This is a genomic window from Pseudomonas sp. URMO17WK12:I7 (assembly GCF_003269045.1).
In the GTDB taxonomy this organism is placed as follows: domain Bacteria; phylum Pseudomonadota; class Gammaproteobacteria; order Pseudomonadales; family Pseudomonadaceae; genus Aquipseudomonas; species Aquipseudomonas putida_J.
In genome coordinates this window covers 70,204-87,079 of sequence record NZ_QLTL01000011.1, presented here as the reverse complement: position 1 = coordinate 87,079, position 16,876 = coordinate 70,204, and the positions used below count along the sequence as shown (strand labels likewise).

Annotated in this window: 17 protein-coding genes; 10 read left to right on the top strand and 7 right to left on the bottom strand. The window is 64.0% G+C overall.

What is annotated here, in order from left to right; all coding sequences use genetic code 11:
* Positions 1-121 precede the first annotated feature (121 nt).
* A complete protein-coding gene (gene pvdQ, locus H040_RS16405; RefSeq protein ID WP_027916778.1) occupies positions 122-2,434 on the top strand; it encodes a bifunctional acylase PvdQ in 2,313 nt (770 codons plus the stop codon).
* A 120-nt stretch (positions 2,435-2,554) separates the two neighbouring features.
* Here pvdQ and H040_RS16400 read toward each other — a convergent pair whose 3' ends face one another.
* Positions 2,555-3,277 (bottom strand): UDP-2,3-diacylglucosamine diphosphatase, encoded by a 723-nt coding sequence (locus H040_RS16400; protein ID WP_027916777.1) that lies wholly within the window; start codon positions 3,275-3,277, stop codon positions 2,555-2,557.
* Positions 3,274-3,777 (bottom strand): peptidylprolyl isomerase, encoded by a 504-nt coding sequence (locus H040_RS16395; RefSeq protein ID WP_027916776.1) that lies wholly within the window; start codon positions 3,775-3,777, stop codon positions 3,274-3,276. Before H040_RS16395 ends, H040_RS16400 begins: the two co-directional genes overlap by 4 nt.
* Before the next feature lie 246 nt (positions 3,778-4,023).
* Here H040_RS16395 and H040_RS16390 point away from each other — a divergent pair, with 246 nt between their 5' ends.
* Positions 4,024-5,727, top strand: a complete 1,704-nt coding sequence (locus H040_RS16390) for a glutamine--tRNA ligase/YqeY domain fusion protein (protein ID WP_027916775.1) — start codon at positions 4,024-4,026, stop codon at positions 5,725-5,727.
* A 9-nt stretch (positions 5,728-5,736) separates the two neighbouring features.
* On the top strand, positions 5,737-7,119 hold the full coding sequence (cysS, locus tag H040_RS16385; protein WP_027916774.1) for a cysteine--tRNA ligase: 1,383 nt from the start codon (positions 5,737-5,739) through the stop codon (positions 7,117-7,119).
* 120 nt (positions 7,120-7,239) lie between these two features.
* Here cysS and H040_RS16380 read toward each other — a convergent pair whose 3' ends face one another.
* From H040_RS16380 to H040_RS16360, 5 genes are all read right to left on the bottom strand, one after another.
* Positions 7,240-8,631: a sensor histidine kinase gene (locus tag H040_RS16380; protein WP_027916773.1), complete on the bottom strand. Its 1,392-nt coding sequence runs from the start codon at positions 8,629-8,631 to the stop codon at positions 7,240-7,242.
* Positions 8,609-9,289: a response regulator transcription factor gene (locus H040_RS16375; RefSeq protein WP_027916772.1), complete on the bottom strand. Its 681-nt coding sequence runs from the start codon at positions 9,287-9,289 to the stop codon at positions 8,609-8,611. The genes H040_RS16380 and H040_RS16375 overlap by 23 nt, the downstream gene beginning before the upstream one ends.
* Positions 9,290-9,435: 146 nt before the next feature.
* The gene (locus H040_RS16370; RefSeq protein ID WP_027916771.1) at positions 9,436-10,455 is read right to left on the bottom strand and encodes a branched-chain amino acid aminotransferase; all 1,020 of its coding nucleotides are present in this window, start codon (positions 10,453-10,455) and stop codon (positions 9,436-9,438) included.
* 485 nt (positions 10,456-10,940) lie between these two features.
* Positions 10,941-11,300, bottom strand: a complete 360-nt coding sequence (locus tag H040_RS16365; RefSeq protein WP_027916770.1) for a hypothetical protein — start codon at positions 11,298-11,300, stop codon at positions 10,941-10,943.
* A complete protein-coding gene (locus H040_RS16360) occupies positions 11,297-11,674 on the bottom strand; it encodes a glyoxalase superfamily protein (protein ID WP_027916769.1) in 378 nt (125 codons plus the stop codon). The genes H040_RS16365 and H040_RS16360 overlap by 4 nt, the downstream gene beginning before the upstream one ends.
* A 272-nt stretch (positions 11,675-11,946) precedes the next feature.
* Here H040_RS16360 and H040_RS16355 point away from each other — a divergent pair, with 272 nt between their 5' ends.
* The 7 genes from H040_RS16355 to H040_RS16325 are packed head-to-tail and all read left to right on the top strand — an operon-like array spanning position 11,947 to position 16,874.
* Positions 11,947-12,780, top strand: a complete 834-nt coding sequence (locus H040_RS16355; RefSeq protein WP_027916768.1) for an urease accessory protein UreD — start codon at positions 11,947-11,949, stop codon at positions 12,778-12,780.
* Positions 12,781-12,789: 9 nt separating this feature from the next.
* A complete protein-coding gene (locus H040_RS16350; protein WP_027916767.1) occupies positions 12,790-13,092 on the top strand; it encodes an urease subunit gamma in 303 nt (100 codons plus the stop codon).
* Between the two features lie 19 nt (positions 13,093-13,111).
* The gene (locus H040_RS16345; RefSeq protein ID WP_027916766.1) at positions 13,112-13,429 is read left to right on the top strand and encodes an urease subunit beta; all 318 of its coding nucleotides are present in this window, start codon (positions 13,112-13,114) and stop codon (positions 13,427-13,429) included.
* On the top strand, positions 13,426-15,129 hold the full coding sequence (ureC, locus tag H040_RS16340; RefSeq protein ID WP_027916765.1) for an urease subunit alpha: 1,704 nt from the start codon (positions 13,426-13,428) through the stop codon (positions 15,127-15,129). The genes H040_RS16345 and ureC overlap by 4 nt, the downstream gene beginning before the upstream one ends.
* A 10-nt stretch (positions 15,130-15,139) precedes the next feature.
* The gene (ureE, locus tag H040_RS16335; protein ID WP_027916764.1) at positions 15,140-15,631 is read left to right on the top strand and encodes an urease accessory protein UreE; all 492 of its coding nucleotides are present in this window, start codon (positions 15,140-15,142) and stop codon (positions 15,629-15,631) included.
* Between the two features lie 23 nt (positions 15,632-15,654).
* Positions 15,655-16,200, top strand: coding sequence for a HupE/UreJ family protein (locus H040_RS16330; protein ID WP_027916763.1), 546 nt, complete (start codon positions 15,655-15,657; stop codon positions 16,198-16,200).
* Entirely contained in the window at positions 16,200-16,874 is a 675-nt protein-coding gene (locus H040_RS16325; RefSeq protein WP_027916762.1) for an urease accessory protein UreF, read from the top strand. The genes H040_RS16330 and H040_RS16325 overlap by 1 nt, the downstream gene beginning before the upstream one ends.
* Positions 16,875-16,876: the final 2 nt, after the last annotated feature.

The window sequence follows — 16,876 nt, the reverse complement described above, 5'->3', positions numbered from 1 at the left end:
TCTTGCTGAAAAAAGTTTCTGCCGGTTTTTCTTAAAGACGGTTTGCAGCACCCGCGCGCGTAAAATTTTCATCCAGCCATTCGTCTGATCGGGAATGACCCCCTGAATCCGAGGAGTGCCCGTGTTGCCAATTTCGCGTCCCTTGACCTGTGCCAGCCTGGCGGCTGCCTTGGTCGCCTCCAGCGTAGCCGTGCAGGCGCGGGAAACCAGCGCTGATGCCAGTGCGCAGATCCGCCGCACCAGTTTTGGCGTGCCACATATTGTCGCCAAGGACGAGCGCGGCCTGGGCTATGGCATTGGCTATGCCTATGCCCAAGACAACCTGTGCCTGCTGGCCAATGAAGTGCTGACGGTCAATGGTGAGCGCTCGCGTTATTTCGGCGCCCAAGGCGTGACCCTTGAACAACGTGGCAACTTGGCCAGCGACCTGTTTTTCACCTGGCTCAATACGCCGACGGCAGTCAGTGGCTTCATGCAGGCCCAGCCAGCGCAGGTGCGTGAACTGCTGGAAGGTTATGCCAGTGGCTTCAATCGAGCCCTGGCCGAGCGGCGCAGCCAGGGCCTGCCTGCGGAGTGTGGCGATGGCCAGTGGGTGCGCCCGATCACCAGCCAGGATCTGGTCAAGCTGACCCGTCGGCTGTTGGCTGAAGGGGGTGTGGGCCAGTTCGCCGAAGCGCTGGCGGGGGCCCAGCCGCCCAAGCTGGCAGCCCAGCAAGCAGCCCCGGCTTTTGACGTGGCACTGGCTCAGCAGCAGCGCTTCGCCTCCGAGCGTGGCAGCAACGCCGTGGCAGTGGGGGCTCAGCGCTCGGCCAATGGCCGTGGCCTGCTGCTGGCCAACCCGCACTTCCCATGGATGGGCGGGATGCGTTTCTACCAGATGCAATTGACTATCCCAGGCAAGCTGGACGTGATGGGGGCCGCCTTGCCTGGCCTGCCTGTGGTGAACATCGGCTTCAACCGCCGCCTGGCCTGGACGCACACGGTTGATACCTCGAAGCACTTCACCCTGTACCGCCTGCAACTGGACCCCAAGGACCCGACCCGCTACCTGCAGGATGGCAAGTCCGTACCCATGGCACAGCAGACCGTGAGCGTCACGGTCAAGGCCGCAGATGGCACGCTCAGCCAGGTTGAACGCCAGGTCTACAGCTCCAGTTTCGGGCCGGTTGTGCAGTGGCCAGGCCGGCTGGACTGGGATACCCAGGCGGCCTATAGCCTGCGCGATGCCAACCTGGACAACACGCGCGTGCTGCAGCAGTGGTACAGCATCAACCGTGCCGACAGCCTGGATGCCTTGAAGGGCTCTATCGAGCAACTGCAGGGCATCCCGTGGGTCAACACCCTGGCGGTTGATGCCCAAGGCAAGGCGCTGTACCTGAACCAGTCCGTGGTGCCTTATGTCGATCAGCAACTGCTGAGCGCATGCAGCAACCCGGCGGCGCAAGGCCCTTTGGTCGTACTGGACGGGTCGCGCAGTGCCTGCCAGTGGAAAGTCGATGCCCAGGCCGCGCAGCCTGGCATCTTCCCGGCGCGGATGTTGCCGAGCCTGGAGCGTAGCGACTTTGTGCAAAACTCCAACGACCCGGCCTGGATGGCCAACCCGGCCCAGCCACTGACGGGCTTCTCGCCGTTGATCAGCCGCAACGACCAACCGCTGGGCATGCGTGGGCGTTTCGCCCTGGAGCGCTTGCAAGGCAACGCCAAGCTGAGTGTCGATGACCTGCAGCGCATGGTGCTGGATGACGAAGTGTACCTGGCCAAACTGGTGCTGCCCGACCTGCTGCAGTGGTGCAAAGGCGCTGAGGCGGACCTGCTGGCCGTGTGCTCCAGCCTCGCCAGCTGGAATGGCAAGGCCGATTTGAACAGCGGTATCGGCCTGGTGCACTTCCAGAACATGGTCGAGGCCATGGCCAAAAAACCACAAAGCTGGCGCGTGGCCTTTGACCCGGCAGATCCACAGCACACCCCACGTGGCCTTGCGGTAGAGCAGGCGGCAGTGCGCAAACTGTTGCGCGAAGCGGCCTTGGCCTCGTTGCAGCAAGTGGCCAAGGCGGGTGTGGAGGAGGGCAGCCGTTGGGGGCAGATCCAGCAGGCCGCCGATGGCACGCCAGTACCGGGCGGGCCGCAGCAGCTGGGTATCTACAACGCGATGTTCAGCGTGCCGCACGGGCCAGGCAAGCGCCTGGTGGTCAGCGGTACCAGCTACCTGCAGTTGGTGAGCTTCACGGAAAGCGGGCCGCAGGCACGTGGCCTGCTGGCATTTTCGCAGTCCAGCGAAGCCGGCTCGGCGCACTTCAACGACCAGACCAAGGCGTTTGCGGCCAAGCAGCTGCCATCGATACCGTTTACCGAGGCGCAGATCAAGGCGGACCCTGAGTATCGGCAGTATGTGATCAGTGAGCGGGATAAAGGGGTCGTGGCCAGCCGGCCTTGAGCCTTTAGCCTGCACCGGCCTCTTCGCGGGTAAACCCGCTCCCACAGGTACTGCACCAAGGCTGCAGGCGGTGAGATCCTGTGGGAGCGGGTTTACCCGCGAAGAAGTCAACTTGATCTTTCAGGAAAACTCGAACGGTTCCAGGGCAAAGCCTTGCCCATCGACCTGCAGGGTCCAGCCCCGGCGGTCCCAATCCCCCAGCACGATGCGCCGCGCCGGTTCGCCTTCCACTACCAGCTTGTGGATCGCTGGCCGGTGGGTGTGGCCATGCACCAGCGTGCGCACGCCGTGCGCAGCCATCACCTTTGGCACTTCTTCCGGCGTGACGTCGACGATCTCGGTAGCCTTCATGCGTGTCTGAGCGCGGCTTTCGCTGCGCAGCTTGCGCGCCAGTTTTTGCCGGCTGGCCAGCGGCAGGTGCCGCAGGATCCACAGACTCACCGGGTTGCGCAGGTAGCGGCGCATCTTCATGTAGGCCAGGTCGCGGGTGCACAGGGTGTCGCCATGCATCAGCAACACCTGTTCACCGCCCAGTTCGATCACGCTCGGGTCGGCAAGCAGGGTGCAGCCGGCGGCCGTGCAGAAGTCCTGGCCAATCAGGAAGTCGCGGTTGCCGTGCATCAGGTAGATCGCCGTGCCGCTGTCGCTGAGCTGGCGCAAGGCCTGGCAGATCGACTGCTGGAACGGTGTCATGGCATCGTCACCGATCCACGCTTCGAAGAAGTCACCAAGGATGTACAACGCCTTGGCGTGGCGGGCGCGGCCGTCGAGCAGATCAAGAAACGCCCGGGTAATGTCCGGGCGTTCTTCTTGCAAATGCAGATCGGAGATCAGCAGGATCACTCAATGATCTCGGCTTTCTCGATGATCACGTCATCTTTAGGCACGTCCTGGTGGCCAGCTTTGGAACCGGTGGCGACTTTTTCGATGGCGTCGACGACTTCGCGGCCTTCGATCACTTCGCCGAATACGGCGTAGCCCCAGCCCTGGGTGTTCTTGCCGCTGTGGTTGAGGAAGTCATTGTTGGAGGCATTGATGAAGAACTGCGCGGAGGCGGAGTGCGGATCCATGGTACGGGCCATGGCGATGGTGTATTTGTCGTTCTTCAGGCCATTGTCGGCTTCGTTCTGGATGCTGGCACGCTTGTCACGCTTTTCGTTCATGCCGGGCTCGAAACCGCCGCCCTGGATCATGAAACCCTTGATCACACGGTGGAAGATGACGTTGCTGTAATGGCCGGCCTTTACGTACTCAATGAAGTTGGCCACGGTCAGCGGGGCTTTCTCGGCATTCAGTTGCAGGACGATGTCGCCGTGGTTGGTGCTCAGTTTGACTTTGGACATGCTGAAATTCGCTCTTTCAAGGCATACAGGAAATAGGCTGCGCAGGGCGCGTGTACTCACCAGACGCAGGATCGGGCGACCGCGACACATGTTTTCAGGGCGCGTGCGGCGGCCATTTTGCACGGTTCGCGATAAATCGCGCCAGTTTGTCGGTGCCCGGCTGTCAGCAGCTTGACTGCTTCGGCTATGATAGGCCCTTTGATTCAATCGGCCTACCCAGGCCGGACACGTGCATTCAAGGATCCTATGAGCAAGCCCACTGCCGACAACGCGCCCAACGCCGCTGCCAAAGGCGCCCCCGCTGTCCCTGCGAACTTCCTGCGGCCGATCATCCAGGCCGACCTGGACTCGGGCAAGCACAGCAGCATCGTCACCCGTTTCCCGCCGGAGCCCAACGGCTACCTGCACATTGGCCACGCCAAGTCGATCTGCGTCAACTTCGGCCTGGCCGAGGAGTTCGGCGGCGTCTGCCACCTGCGCTTCGACGACACCAACCCGGCCAAGGAAGACCAGGAATACATCGATGCCATCCAGCGCGACGTCAAGTGGCTGGGCTTCGACTGGGCCGGCGAGGTGCGCTATGCCTCCAACTATTTCGACCAGCTGCACGACTGGGCCGTTGAACTGATCAAGCGTGGCAAGGCCTATGTCTGCGACCTGACCCCTGATCAGGCCAAGGAGTACCGCGGCAGCCTGACCGAGCCTGGCAAGAACAGCCCGTTCCGCGAGCGCAGCGTCGAGGAAAACCTCGACCTGTTCGCGCGCATGAAGGCCGGCGAGTTCAAGGACGGCGAGCGCGTGCTGCGTGCCAAGATCGACATGGCCTCGCCGAACATGAACCTGCGCGACCCGATCCTGTATCGCATCCGCCATGCCCACCACCACCAGACCGGTGACAAGTGGTGCATCTACCCGAACTACGACTTCACCCACGGTCAGTCGGACGCCATCGAAGGCATTACCCACTCGATCTGCACCCTCGAGTTCGAGGGCCACCGCCCACTGTACGACTGGTTCCTCGACAACCTGCCTGTACCGGCGCACCCGCGTCAGTACGAGTTCAGCCGTCTGAACCTGAACTACACCATCACGTCCAAGCGCAAGCTCAAGCAGCTGGTAGACGAAAAACACGTCAGCGCCTGGGACGACCCACGCATGTCGACCCTGTCGGGCTTCCGCCGCCGCGGCTACACCCCGGCGTCGATCCGCAACTTCTGCGACATGATCGGCACCAACCGCTCCGACGGCGTGGTCGACATGTCGATGCTCGAGTTCAGCATCCGTGACGACCTGGACCGCACCGCGCCACGCGCCATGTGCGTGCTGCGCCCGCTGAAAGTGGTCATCACCAACTACCCGGAAGGCCAGGTCGAGCAGCTCGAACTGCCGCGCCACCCGAAGGAAGACATGGGCGTGCGCGTGCTGCCGTTCGCCCGCGAACTGTACATCGACCGCGACGACTTCATGGAAGAGCCGCCGAAGGGCTACAAGCGCCTGGAGCCGAGCGGTGAAGTGCGCCTGCGCGGCAGCTACGTGATCCGCGCCGACGAGGCGGTCAAGGATGCCGACGGCAACATCGTCGAGCTGCGCTGCTCGTACGACCCGGACACCCTGGGCAAGAACCCGGAAGGCCGCAAGGTCAAAGGCGTGATCCACTGGGTGCCGGCCGAAGGCAGCGTCGAATGCGAAGTGCGCCTGTACGACCGCCTGTTCCGCTCCGCCAACCCGGAGAAGACCGAAGAGGGTGGCAGTTTCCTCGACAACATCAACCCGGACTCGCTGCAGGTGCTGACCGGCTGCCGTGCCGAGCCGTCGCTGGGCCAGGCACAGCCTGAAGACCGCTTCCAGTTCGAGCGCGAAGGCTACTTCTGCGCCGACCTCAAGGACAGCCAGCCGGGTCGCCCGGTGTTCAACCGCACCGTCACCCTGCGTGACTCCTGGGGCAGCTAAGGAATCGCCGTGCTTACCATCTACAACACGCTGAGCAAGACCAAGGAAGCCTTCAAGCCGCTGGATGGCAACAAGGTGCGCATGTACGTGTGCGGCATGACCGTGTACGACTACTGCCACCTTGGCCACGGCCGCAGCATGGTGGCGTTCGACCTGGTGACCCGCTGGCTGCGTAAAAGCGGATACGACCTGACCTACGTACGCAACATCACCGACATCGACGACAAGATCATCAACCGCGCCAACGAAAACGGCGAGGCGTTCGACGCCCTGACCGCGCGCATGATCGACGCGATGCACGAGGACGAGCGCCGCCTGAACATCCTCAAGCCGGACCTGGAGCCGCGCGCCACCGACCATATCGCTGGCATGCACGCGATGATCCAGACCCTGATCGACAAGGGCTACGCCTACGCGCCGGGCAACGGCGACGTGTACTACCGGGTAGGCAAGTTCGTCGGCTACGGCAAACTGTCGCGCAAGAAGATCGAAGACCTGCGCATCGGTGCCCGCATCGAGGTCGACGAGGCCAAGCAGGACCCACTCGACTTCGTCCTGTGGAAAGGCGTCAAGCCGGGTGAACCGTACTGGGATTCGCCGTGGGGCCCTGGCCGTCCGGGCTGGCACATCGAGTGCTCGGTGATGTCCACCTGCTGCCTGGGCGAGAGCTTCGACATCCATGGTGGCGGCAGCGACCTGGAGTTCCCGCACCACGAGAACGAGATCGCGCAGAGTGAGGCAGCTACTGGCAAGCAGTACGCCAATGCCTGGATGCACTGCGGCATGATCCGTATCAACGGCGAGAAGATGTCCAAGTCCTTGAACAACTTCTTCACCATCCGCGACGTGCTCGACAAGTACCACCCGGAGGTGGTGCGCTACCTGCTGGTGGCCAGCCATTACCGCAGCGCCATCAACTACTCCGAAGACAGCCTGCGTGATGCCAAGGGCGCCCTGGAGCGCTTCTATCACGCCCTGCGTGGCCTGCCGCGGGTTGCCGCCAAGGGTGGCGAAGCCTTCGTCGAGCGCTTCAGCGTGGCGATGAACGATGACTTCGGTACCCCGGAAGCCTGCGCCGTGCTGTTCGACCTGGTGCGCGAGATCAACCGCCTGCGTGACAGCGATGTCGATGCAGCAGCTGGCCTGGCCGGTCGCCTGCGTGAACTGGGTGATGTGCTGGGGGTGTTGCAGCTGGAGGCCGATGACTTCCTGCGTGCCGGTGCCGAGGGCAAGGTCGATGCGGCTGAAGTGGAAGCCTTGATCCAGGCGCGCCTGCAGGCGCGTGCAGACAAGAACTGGGCTGAGTCCGACCGTATCCGTGACCAGATCACTGCCATGGGTGTGGTGCTGGAAGACAGCAAGGGTGCCACTACCTGGCGTCTGGCTGACTGATCGGAGTAATTGGGGCCGCTTTGCGGCCCTTTCGCGACACGAGGCCGCTCCTCCAGGGATATGCGTTCCCCTGTAGGAGCGGCCTCGTGTCGCGAAAGGGCTGCAAAGCAGCCCCTGATACTACTTGGCCAGCCCGGCAAACGGGCAGTGCAACACCAGTTTCGCCCCGCCCAGCTCGCTCTCGCCAATCTCCAGTCCGAACCCGTGCAGGTCAACGATCGCCGCAACGATCGACAACCCCAGCCCGAACCCGGAATGGCGGTGGCCTTCCTCGCTGCGATAGAAGCGCTTCAACACCGCAGTCCGCTCCTCTTCGGGAATCCCCGGCCCGCTGTCTTCGATGGCGATGTGCACGGCCGTTTCATCCTCTGTCGCCTTGATGGCAACCCGACCGCCTTCGGGCGTGAACTTGATGCCATTGCCCACCAGGTTCGCCAGGGCTTCGAACAACAGCTCGCGGTCACCATGCAGCGCGGGCAGCTGCGCAGGCTGTTCGAGGTTCAGGCGAATGCCGCCATCCTCGGCCAGCGGCAGATAGAAATCATGCAGCTCCACCAGCAGGTCATGCGGGTCGAGCTGAACGAAGCCGGCGCGACGCTGGCGGTCCTCCAGCTCGCTGATGCGCAGCAATCCACGAAAGCGCGCCATCAACGTGTCAGTCTCGCCGATCGCCTGGTCCAGCGCCTCGGCCTGTGGCGAGTCATGCGCGCTTTGCTGGCGAATGCGGTAAAGCTGCGCCCGCAGGCGGGTGAGGGGAGTGCGCAGGTCGTGGGCGATGTTGTCGCAGACGCCTTTGACCTCATGCATCAACCGTTCTATGCGGTCGAGCATGGCGTTGACGATGTCGGCGAGCATGTCCAGCTCGTCGCGGCGTGTCGACAGCGGCAAGCGGTGGGTGAGGTCGCCGGCGACGATCAGCTCGGCCTGGGCCTGAATGGCACGGATGCGCTTCAACGGGCGGCGGCGCAGCAGGTACCAACCGGCAAACCCCGGAATCAGGGTCAGCGAGATGCCCCATAGCAGCGCATGCAGGATGATCCGGGTGACCACGAACAGCGAGCCATTGTCGCGGAACAGCACTAGCCAGCGGCCATCCTGCACCTTGATCGCCACCGCATCGCAGCTGTCACGTGGCATGTGCGGGTCGTCGGCGTCCAGGCAGCGCTTGAGCTCGTGCACCTTGCCGTCCAGACCAAGGTCCGGCGGAATTGAACGAATGCGCCCGCCCACCGGGTTGAACTGGTCATCGAACAGGCCATAGGCATCGAAGCTGCGCTCTTCGAACGCCTGGCTGGCGATCAGGGCGTCGTCCAGCTGTTTGCCGCTCATGTGCGCGAACAGGTGCTGGCGCTGCAGCATGGAGTGGCGGGTGAGCTTGTTGAGGTAACTGGAAACTTCGAAGTACAGCACCCCCATGAGGATGCTGCTCCAGGCCACGAACAGAAAACTGTACAGCGCCAACAGGCGGCTGGTGGACGAGCTCCAGCCCTTAGACGGGTTCAGCAATGGCATAGCCCGAGCCCCGTACCGTACGGATCAGTGGCGACTGGCCGGGGGAGTCGATCTTCTTGCGCAGGCGACCGATGTGCACGTCGATCAGGTTGGTGCCCGGGTCGAAGTGGTAGCCCCAGACTTCCTCGAAGATCATCATGCGGGTGATCACCTGGCCGCTGTGACGCATCAGGTATTCCAGCAGCTTGTACTCGGTGGGCAGCAGGTTGAGGGTGTGCTCGCCGCGGCGTGCCTCGTGGCTGATCAGGTCCAGCTGCAGGTCGGCGACCTGCAGGCGGGTCTGGGTCATGGGTACGCTGTTGCGCCGCAGCAGCACTTCGACCCGCGCGGCCATCTCGTCGGAGGCGAACGGTTTGGTCAGGTAGTCGTCGCCACCGGCACGCAGGCCGCGCACGCGCTCGTCGACGTCGGACAGGGCGCTGATCATCAGGATCGGGGTGGCGATTTTAAGGTTGCGCAGGGTGGTGACGATCGTCAGGCCATCGACCTCGGGCAGCATGCGGTCGACAGTGATCAGGTCGTAACCGCCGGCAATGGCCTTGGACAGGCCCTCGCGGCCGTTGTCGGCCCAATCCACTTCCAGGCCGTGGCTGGAGAGTTCGGCGACGATTTCCTGGCCGGTGACGGCGTCGTCTTCGATGGTCAGTACGCGTGGCATGCTCGTTCCTGGGCGTCTATTTGGAGACTTGATTGTGCCAAAGAATAGCCAAACGACGATTTAAGAAAAATTCATCTACGCAGGGTAAAACAAAACGGGGCATGCCAGTGTCTGACATGCCCCGTCGATCAGCGTAGCCCAGCGGCTCAGGCGACCTTGACGATCCAGCCAGCCGGTGCTTCGACGTCGCCGCTCTGGATACCGGTCAGCTCGTTGTAGAGCTTCTGGGTAACCGGGCCGACTTTTTCCAGGTCGTGGAACACGTGCAGCTTGCCGTTGTACTCGATGCCACCGATCGGGGTGATCACCGCGGCGGTGCCGCAAGCGCCGGCTTCGATGAAGCGGTCGAGCTTGTTGATCTCGACATCACCTTCGATCACGGTCAGGCCCAGGCGCGATTGCGCCAGTTCCATCAGCGACAGGCGGGTGATGCCCGGCAATACCGAGGCCGATTTCGGGGTGACGAACTCGTTGTTGGCCGTGATGCCGAAGAAGTTGGCCGAACCGACTTCCTCGATCTTGGTGTGGGTCAGTGGATCGAGGTAGATGGCGTCAGCGAAGTTGGCCTTCTTGGCTTCAGCGCCTGGTTGCAGGCTGGCAGCGTAGTTGCCACCGACCTTGGCTGCGCCTGTGCCCTGAGGGGCGGCACGGTCGAAGCTGGAGATCTGGAAGTTGTGCGGCTTCATGCCGCCCTTGAAGTACGAGCCAACCGGGATGGCGAAGACCGAGAAGATGAACTCGGGGGCGGTGCGCACGCCGATGTTGTCGCCGGTGCCAATGACGAACGGGCGCAGGTACAGGGCGCCTTTGCCGTGCGGCGGGACGAACTTCTCGTTGGCCTTGACCACTTGCTTGCACGCTTCGATGAAGACATCGGTCGGCACCTGCGGCATCAGCAGGCGGGCACAGCTACGGGCCATGCGCGCGGCGTTCTGGTCAGGGCGGAACAGGTTGATCGAGCCATCCTTGCAACGGTAGGCCTTGAGGCCTTCGAAGCACTGCTGGCCATAGTGCAGGGCGGTGGAGCCTTCACTGATGTGCAGCACGTTGTCTTCGGTCAGGGTGCCTTTGTCCCACTCACCATTGCGCCATACGGACAGGTAGCGCTTGTCGGTCTTGATGTAGTCGAAACCCAGCTTGTCCCAGTTAATGCTTTCGTTACTCATGACACCCTCGATTGTCTTGCAAGTGCCCGATCGCTCAGGCTGCTGTTATATGCGCACCTCGCCACGATAATACATCCGTCGCGGATCGGGAACGGCCAGTGACGAATTGGCCATTAACTGGAAGATCTCGATTGTCTGGGTCGGCCTATTCGCGGGTAAACCCGCTCCCACAGGGTCATCAACAGGCTTTAAGACTTGCACAGTACCTGTGGGAGCGGGTTTACCCGCGAATAGGCCGACCCCACAGGATCATCGCAGGCTTCAAGACTTGCACAGTACCTGTGGGAGCGGGTTTACCCGCGAATAGGCCGGCTCCAGAGGATCATCGCAGGCTTCAAGACTTGCACAGTACCTGTGGGAGCGGGCTTGCCCGCGAATAGGCCGGCTCCAGAGGATCATCGCAGGCTTCAAGACTTGCACAGTACCTGTGGGAGCGGGCTTGCCCGCGAAGAGGCCGGGCCAGGCAATACAAGGCCCATCCAGCTTCAGCGTTGCTGCAGGCGCCTGTTCCAGTCCCCGGCATGGCTGCGGCTGCAGGCTTCTTCACTGTCGAAGCGCACATGCCAGGCCGCGTGATCCAGCGTCACACCCGCTTGCTCGAGCGCCTGGGCGGTCAGCGCCAGCATGCGCCCCTTGGCCGCACCCGCCAGCGCGACGGTTTTATCGGCTTCGCGCTCGAACACCCAGGTAATCCGAAGGCTGGCCGGAAAATCTTCCGGGGCCAGCCGATGGGTCAGCCAGCTGAACCCGACGATCTCGGCCTTTGCGGTTTCGCAGGCCTCGGTCAGGCAGGCGACCAATTCGCGCTCCAGGCGCGCCAGGTCGCGTTTGCTCATGGCTTTCACTGGGCAGCCTCGTCATCAATTTGCTGGCAGAAGCGCAACAGGTTGCCGAACGGGTCGCGAATCTGCATCTGCAAGCCCCAGTCGACCCGTTCGGCCTGGGGGCGGGCATAGCCGTACTGCTTGTCCAGCAGTTCGCGCTCCAGCGCCAGCAGGTCCTCGGTACGGGCAAACACGGTCGAGCCCGGGCAGGCGTCACCGTGGTGTTCGCTCAGGTGCAGGATCAGCCCGTCGCGGTGGATCTGCGCGTATAGCGGCAGGTCCGGGCTGAAACGGTGTTCCCAGTCGAGCTGGAAGCCCAGGAAGTCCAGATAGAACTCCTTGGCCTTGTCCACCGAGAAGATACGCAGTACCGGAATGGCGGGGGCGAGGGGCATGGCGGTTCCTTGGCCAAAGGCAAAACACAGACTGTAACGCAGCACCGAAAGAGGGCCAAGCGTTGCCCCTGCAATGTGCGTCATCGCCCTGCATGCCCCACGCCAGAGCCTTCGCCGTGAAGGTTTCATCTTCATTCACCTGCGAAGTTGGCCCGCAACCTGCTATATCCAGCCAGCGAAATTTGATCGAGTGGTCAGTCCTTTTTCACCCACGGGTGATGCACATGACCCTCTAAACGGCCTCAAGGCCACAGAAATCAAGGGGCCGCAGGATGTCGCTCGCGGAGCAGATCGAACCATCGGAACAGGACGCTGGCTGGAGCGCGCACCTGCAGTTGCGCTTCGTCGAGCGCAACGGCGTGACCCGCCTTGGTGCGCGCCGTCATTTCGGCCCGCTTTTGGTGCAGCGCCCGTTCTATCCAGAAGGCGCGCCGTGCCACGTTTATGTGCTGCACCCGCCTGGTGGCATCGTCGCCGGCGACCGGCTGGAGCTGGACATCCACCTCGAACCGGGCAGCCACGCGCTGCTGACCATGCCCGGGGCCAGCAAGTTCTACCGCAGCATCGGCCCTACCGCGCGGCTGGCCCAGCGCTTTCACCTTCAGGCCGGCAGCACGCTGGAGTGGCTCCCCCAGGACAGCATCTTCTTCAATGGCGCCCGCGCCAGCCTCGACAGCCGCTTCACCCTCGAACCCGGTGCCAGGCTGCTGGCCTGGGAAACCCTGTGCCTGGGCCGGCCTGTGATGAACGAGCGCTTCGAGCTGGGCGCACTGGACAGCCGCTTGTGCATCGCGTTGCCCGGCGACCCCGGCCTGCACGAGCGCCTGCGCATTGCAGGTGGGCAACTGGCCAAGGTCGGTGGCCACCCGCTGGTCGCCACCTTCTGCGCATCGCCCGCGACCCCGGCTGTGCTGGAGCAGGTGCGAGCGCTGCTCGATGAGCTTGATACCCCCGCAGGCGCGACCTTGCTCGGCCCGCTGCTGGTGATCCGCCTGCTCGATCACGACAACCAACACCTGCAACACACCCTGCAGCGCCTCTGGCACGCCCTGCGCCCGGCCGTTCTTGGCCTGGCCGCTTGCCCGCCGCGCATCTGGGCCACTTGAGAGAGCGCCATGGAGCTGACCCCGAGAGAGAAAGACAAACTGCTGCTGTTCACCGCCGCGCTGCTGGCCGAACGGCGCCTGGCCCGTGGCCTGAAGCTCAACTACCCGGAGGCCGTGGCGCTGATCAGTGCCGCGGTGCTCGAAGGCGCCCGTGATGGCCGCACGGTGGCCGAGCTGATGAGCCTGGGCCGCGAAGTGATCGGCCGTGAGCAGGTCATGGAAGGCGTTGCCGAAATGCTGCATGACGTGCAGGTCGAGGCGACCTTCCCCGACGGCACCAAGCTGGTGACCGTACACGACCCCATCGTCTGACCTGGAGCAGGAGCCCAGCATGATCCCAGGTGAAATTCAGGTCGCCGCTGGCGACATCGAACTCAACGTCGGCCGTGACACGGTCAGCGTCAGCGTGGCCAACCACGGCGACCGGCCGGTGCAGGTCGGTTCGCACTACCACTTCTACGAGGTCAACGATGCGCTGGTGTTCGAGCGCGCCCCGACCCGTGGTTTTCGGCTCGATATCCCGGCCGGCACCGCCGTGCGCTTCGAACCGGGCCAGTCGCGCACCGTGCAGCTGGTGGCCTACGCCGGCAAGCGCGAAGTGTATGGCTTCCAGGGCAAGGTGAATGGCGCACTGGAGGGCAGGGCATGAGCCGTATTTCCCGTCGGGCCTACGCCGACATGTTCGGCCCCACCGTCGGCGACCGCGTGCGCCTGGCCGACACGGCGCTGTGGGTGGAGGTCGAGAAGGACTTCACGATCTATGGCGAAGAGGTCAAGTTCGGTGGCGGCAAGGTCATCCGCGACGGCATGGGGCAGGGCCAGATGCTCGCTGCCGAGGCCATGGACCTGGTCCTGACCAATGCCCTGATCATCGACCACTGGGGCATCGTCAAGGCCGATATCGGCGTCAAGCACGGGCGCATCGCGGCTATCGGCAAGGCCGGCAACCCCGATGTGCAACCGGGCGTGACCGTGCCGGTCGGCCCAGGCACCGAAGTGATCGCTGCCGAGGGCAAGATCGTCACCGCAGGCGGCATTGACTCGCATATCCACTTCATCTGCCCTCAGCAGGTGGAGGAGGCGCTGACCAGCGGCGTCACCACGTTCATCGGCGGCGGCACCGGCCCGGCCACCGGCACCAACGCCACTACCTGCACACCGGGGCCATGGTACCTGGCGCGCATGCTCCAGGCTGCCGACTGCCTGCCGATCAACATCGGCCTGCTGGGCAAGGGCAACGCCTCACGCCCTGAAGCGCTGCGCGAGCAGATCGCCGCTGGCGCGGTGGGCCTGAAGCTGCACGAAGACTGGGGCTCGACCCCGGCCGCCATCGATTGCTGCCTGGGCGTGGCCGAAGAGATGGACATCCAGGTGGCGATCCACACCGACACCTTGAACGAGTCGGGCTGCATCGAGGACACCCTGGCCGCCATTGGCGACCGCACCATCCATACCTTCCATACCGAGGGTGCCGGTGGCGGCCACGCGCCAGACATCATCCGTGCGGCGGGGCAGGCCAACGTGCTGCCGTCCTCGACCAACCCGACCCTGCCGTACACGGTCAACACTGTCGACGAGCACCTGGACATGCTCATGGTCTGCCACCATCTGGACCCGAGCATTGCCGAGGACGTGGCGTTCGCCGAGTCGCGCATCCGCCGCGAGACCATCGCCGCCGAAGACATCCTCCACGACATGGGCGCCTTCGCCATGACTTCGTCCGACTCCCAGGCGATGGGCCGGGTCGGTGAAGTGGTGTTGCGCACCTGGCAGGTCGCGCACCAGATGAAGCTGCGCCGCGGCCCGCTGGCGCCGGACACCGGCTACAGCGACAACTTCAGGGTCAAGCGCTACATCGCCAAGTACACCATCAACCCGGCGCTGACCCATGGCATCGCCCATGAAGTCGGTTCAGTAGAGGTGGGCAAGCTGGCCGACCTGGTGTTGTGGGCGCCGGCTTTCTTCGCGGTCAAGCCGGCCCTGGTGATCAAGGGCGGGATGATCGCCACTGCGCCGATGGGTGACATCAACGGCTCGATCCCGACCCCGCAGCCTGTGCACTACCGGCCGATGTTCGGCGCCATGGGCGCGGCCCGCCACGCCACACGCATGACCTTCCTGCCCCAGGCCGCCATGGACCGTGGCCTGCACCAGGAACTGGGGCTACAGAGCCTGATCGGCGTGGCGCACGGCTGCCGCAGGGTGCGCAAGGCCGACATGGTCCACAACACCTTGCAGCCAGTGATCGAAGTCGATTCACAGACTTACCAGGTACGCGCCGACGGCGAGTTGCTGGTCTGCGAGCCGGCTAGTGAACTGCCGCTTGCGCAGCGTTATTTCCTGTTTTGAAGGAGTGAAGATGATAGTCCTGACCCGCCGGATAGAGGCATCCGAGACCGTCACCGGCAGCGTGACCCTGGACGTCGACAGCCGCATAAAAAGCCGCTTGCGCGTGACCCTCGACGACGGTCGCGAAGCCGGCCTGATGCTCGAGCGTGGCCACCTGCTGCGCGGCGGCGAGTTGCTCGCCGATGCCGCAGGAAGCCAGGTGATTCGCGTAATGGCTGCACCTGAAGCGGTGTCGACGGTGCGCTGCGACGACCCGCATCTGCTGGCCCGTGCCGCCTATCACCTGGGCAACCGCCACGTTCCCCTGCAGATCGATCCGGGCCTTTTGCGCTACCAGCACGATCACGTGCTTGACGACATGTTGCGCGGCCTGGGCCTGACGGTACAAGCCGAGCAGGCGCCGTTCGAGCCGGAAGCCGGCGCCTACCAGAGCGCACCGCACAGCCACAGTCACAGCCATGGCAGCGACCATCCGTTCGTGCGCCTGCCTGCCCATTCCTGAACCGCTCTGCCAAGGAGACCCCAATGAAAAAGATGTTCGCCCTTGCCCTGCTGATGGTCGCGCTGCCGGCCTTCGCTCACCCCGGGCATGACGGCAACCCGCTGCAAGACGGCTTGCTGCACCCGCTGACTGGCCTCGACCACCTGCTGATGCTGCTCGGCACCGGCGTGCTCGCCGCGCTGACCCGGCGCAACGTGGCGCTGCCCCTGGCAACCCTGGCGTCGATGTTCGCCGGTGCCGTGTGCGGCCATCTGTTCGGAGATGTGCTGGGCATGGAGACAATGATCGCTGTGTCGGTGCTGGTCGCAGCTGCCGCCGTGCTGCTGCCCAGCCGCCAACTGCTGCTGGCGCTGGCCATGCCGGTGTTCGCCCTGTTCCACGGCTGGGCCCATGGTGTCGAAGCCACGCCGAGCGCGTTCTGGATGTTCAGTGCCGGCTTTGTCACTGTCAGCGGCCTGCTGCTGGCGTGCGGCTTTGCGGTCGGCTGCCTGCTGCGCCGCCACAGCGGCCTGCAGAAAGCCTTCGGCGGCGGCATGCTGGCCGGTGCAGCGCTGGTGCTGGCCGGTTGATGAACAGCGACCTGGCACTGCTGCGCCTGCTGCAGTTGGCCAGCCCCGGCCTGCCGGTAGGTGGCTTCACCTATTCGCAAGGGCTGGAGTGGGCCGTCGAGGCTGGCTGGGTGTGTGATACCGCCGGCTTCAGCGCCTGGCAGCGCGAGCAGATGCACGACACCTTGGCTTGCCTGGACTGGCCGGTGCTGGCGCGCCTGTACCGCGCTTGCGAGGCCAATGATGCACACGCGTTCGCCCGCTGGAGCCGCTTCCTGCTGGCCAACCGCGAAACAGCCGAGCTGCGACTTGAAGAACAGCAGCGCGGCTCGGCCCTGGCGCGGTTGCTCGATGGCTGGCAGCTGGGCCAAGAGCCGGCCTGGCGCACCAGTATTGAACTCAGCCAGCTCGGCGGCATGGCCTGGCTCGCCGTGCACTGGCAGATCCCACTGCGTCAACTCGCCCTCGGCCATGCTTTTGCCTGGCTCGAGGGAGCAGTAATGGCCGGGGTCAAACTGGTGCCGTTCGGTCAGCAGGCGGCGCAGACCCTGCTGTGCGACCTGGGGGCCGAACTGCCCGGCGTGCTGGACCAGGCACTGGCATTGGCCGATGACCAGCTCGGCGGTGGCCTGCCACTGCTGGCCATCGCTTCTTCGCGTCACGAAACCCAATACACCCGTTTGTTCCGTTCCTGAGG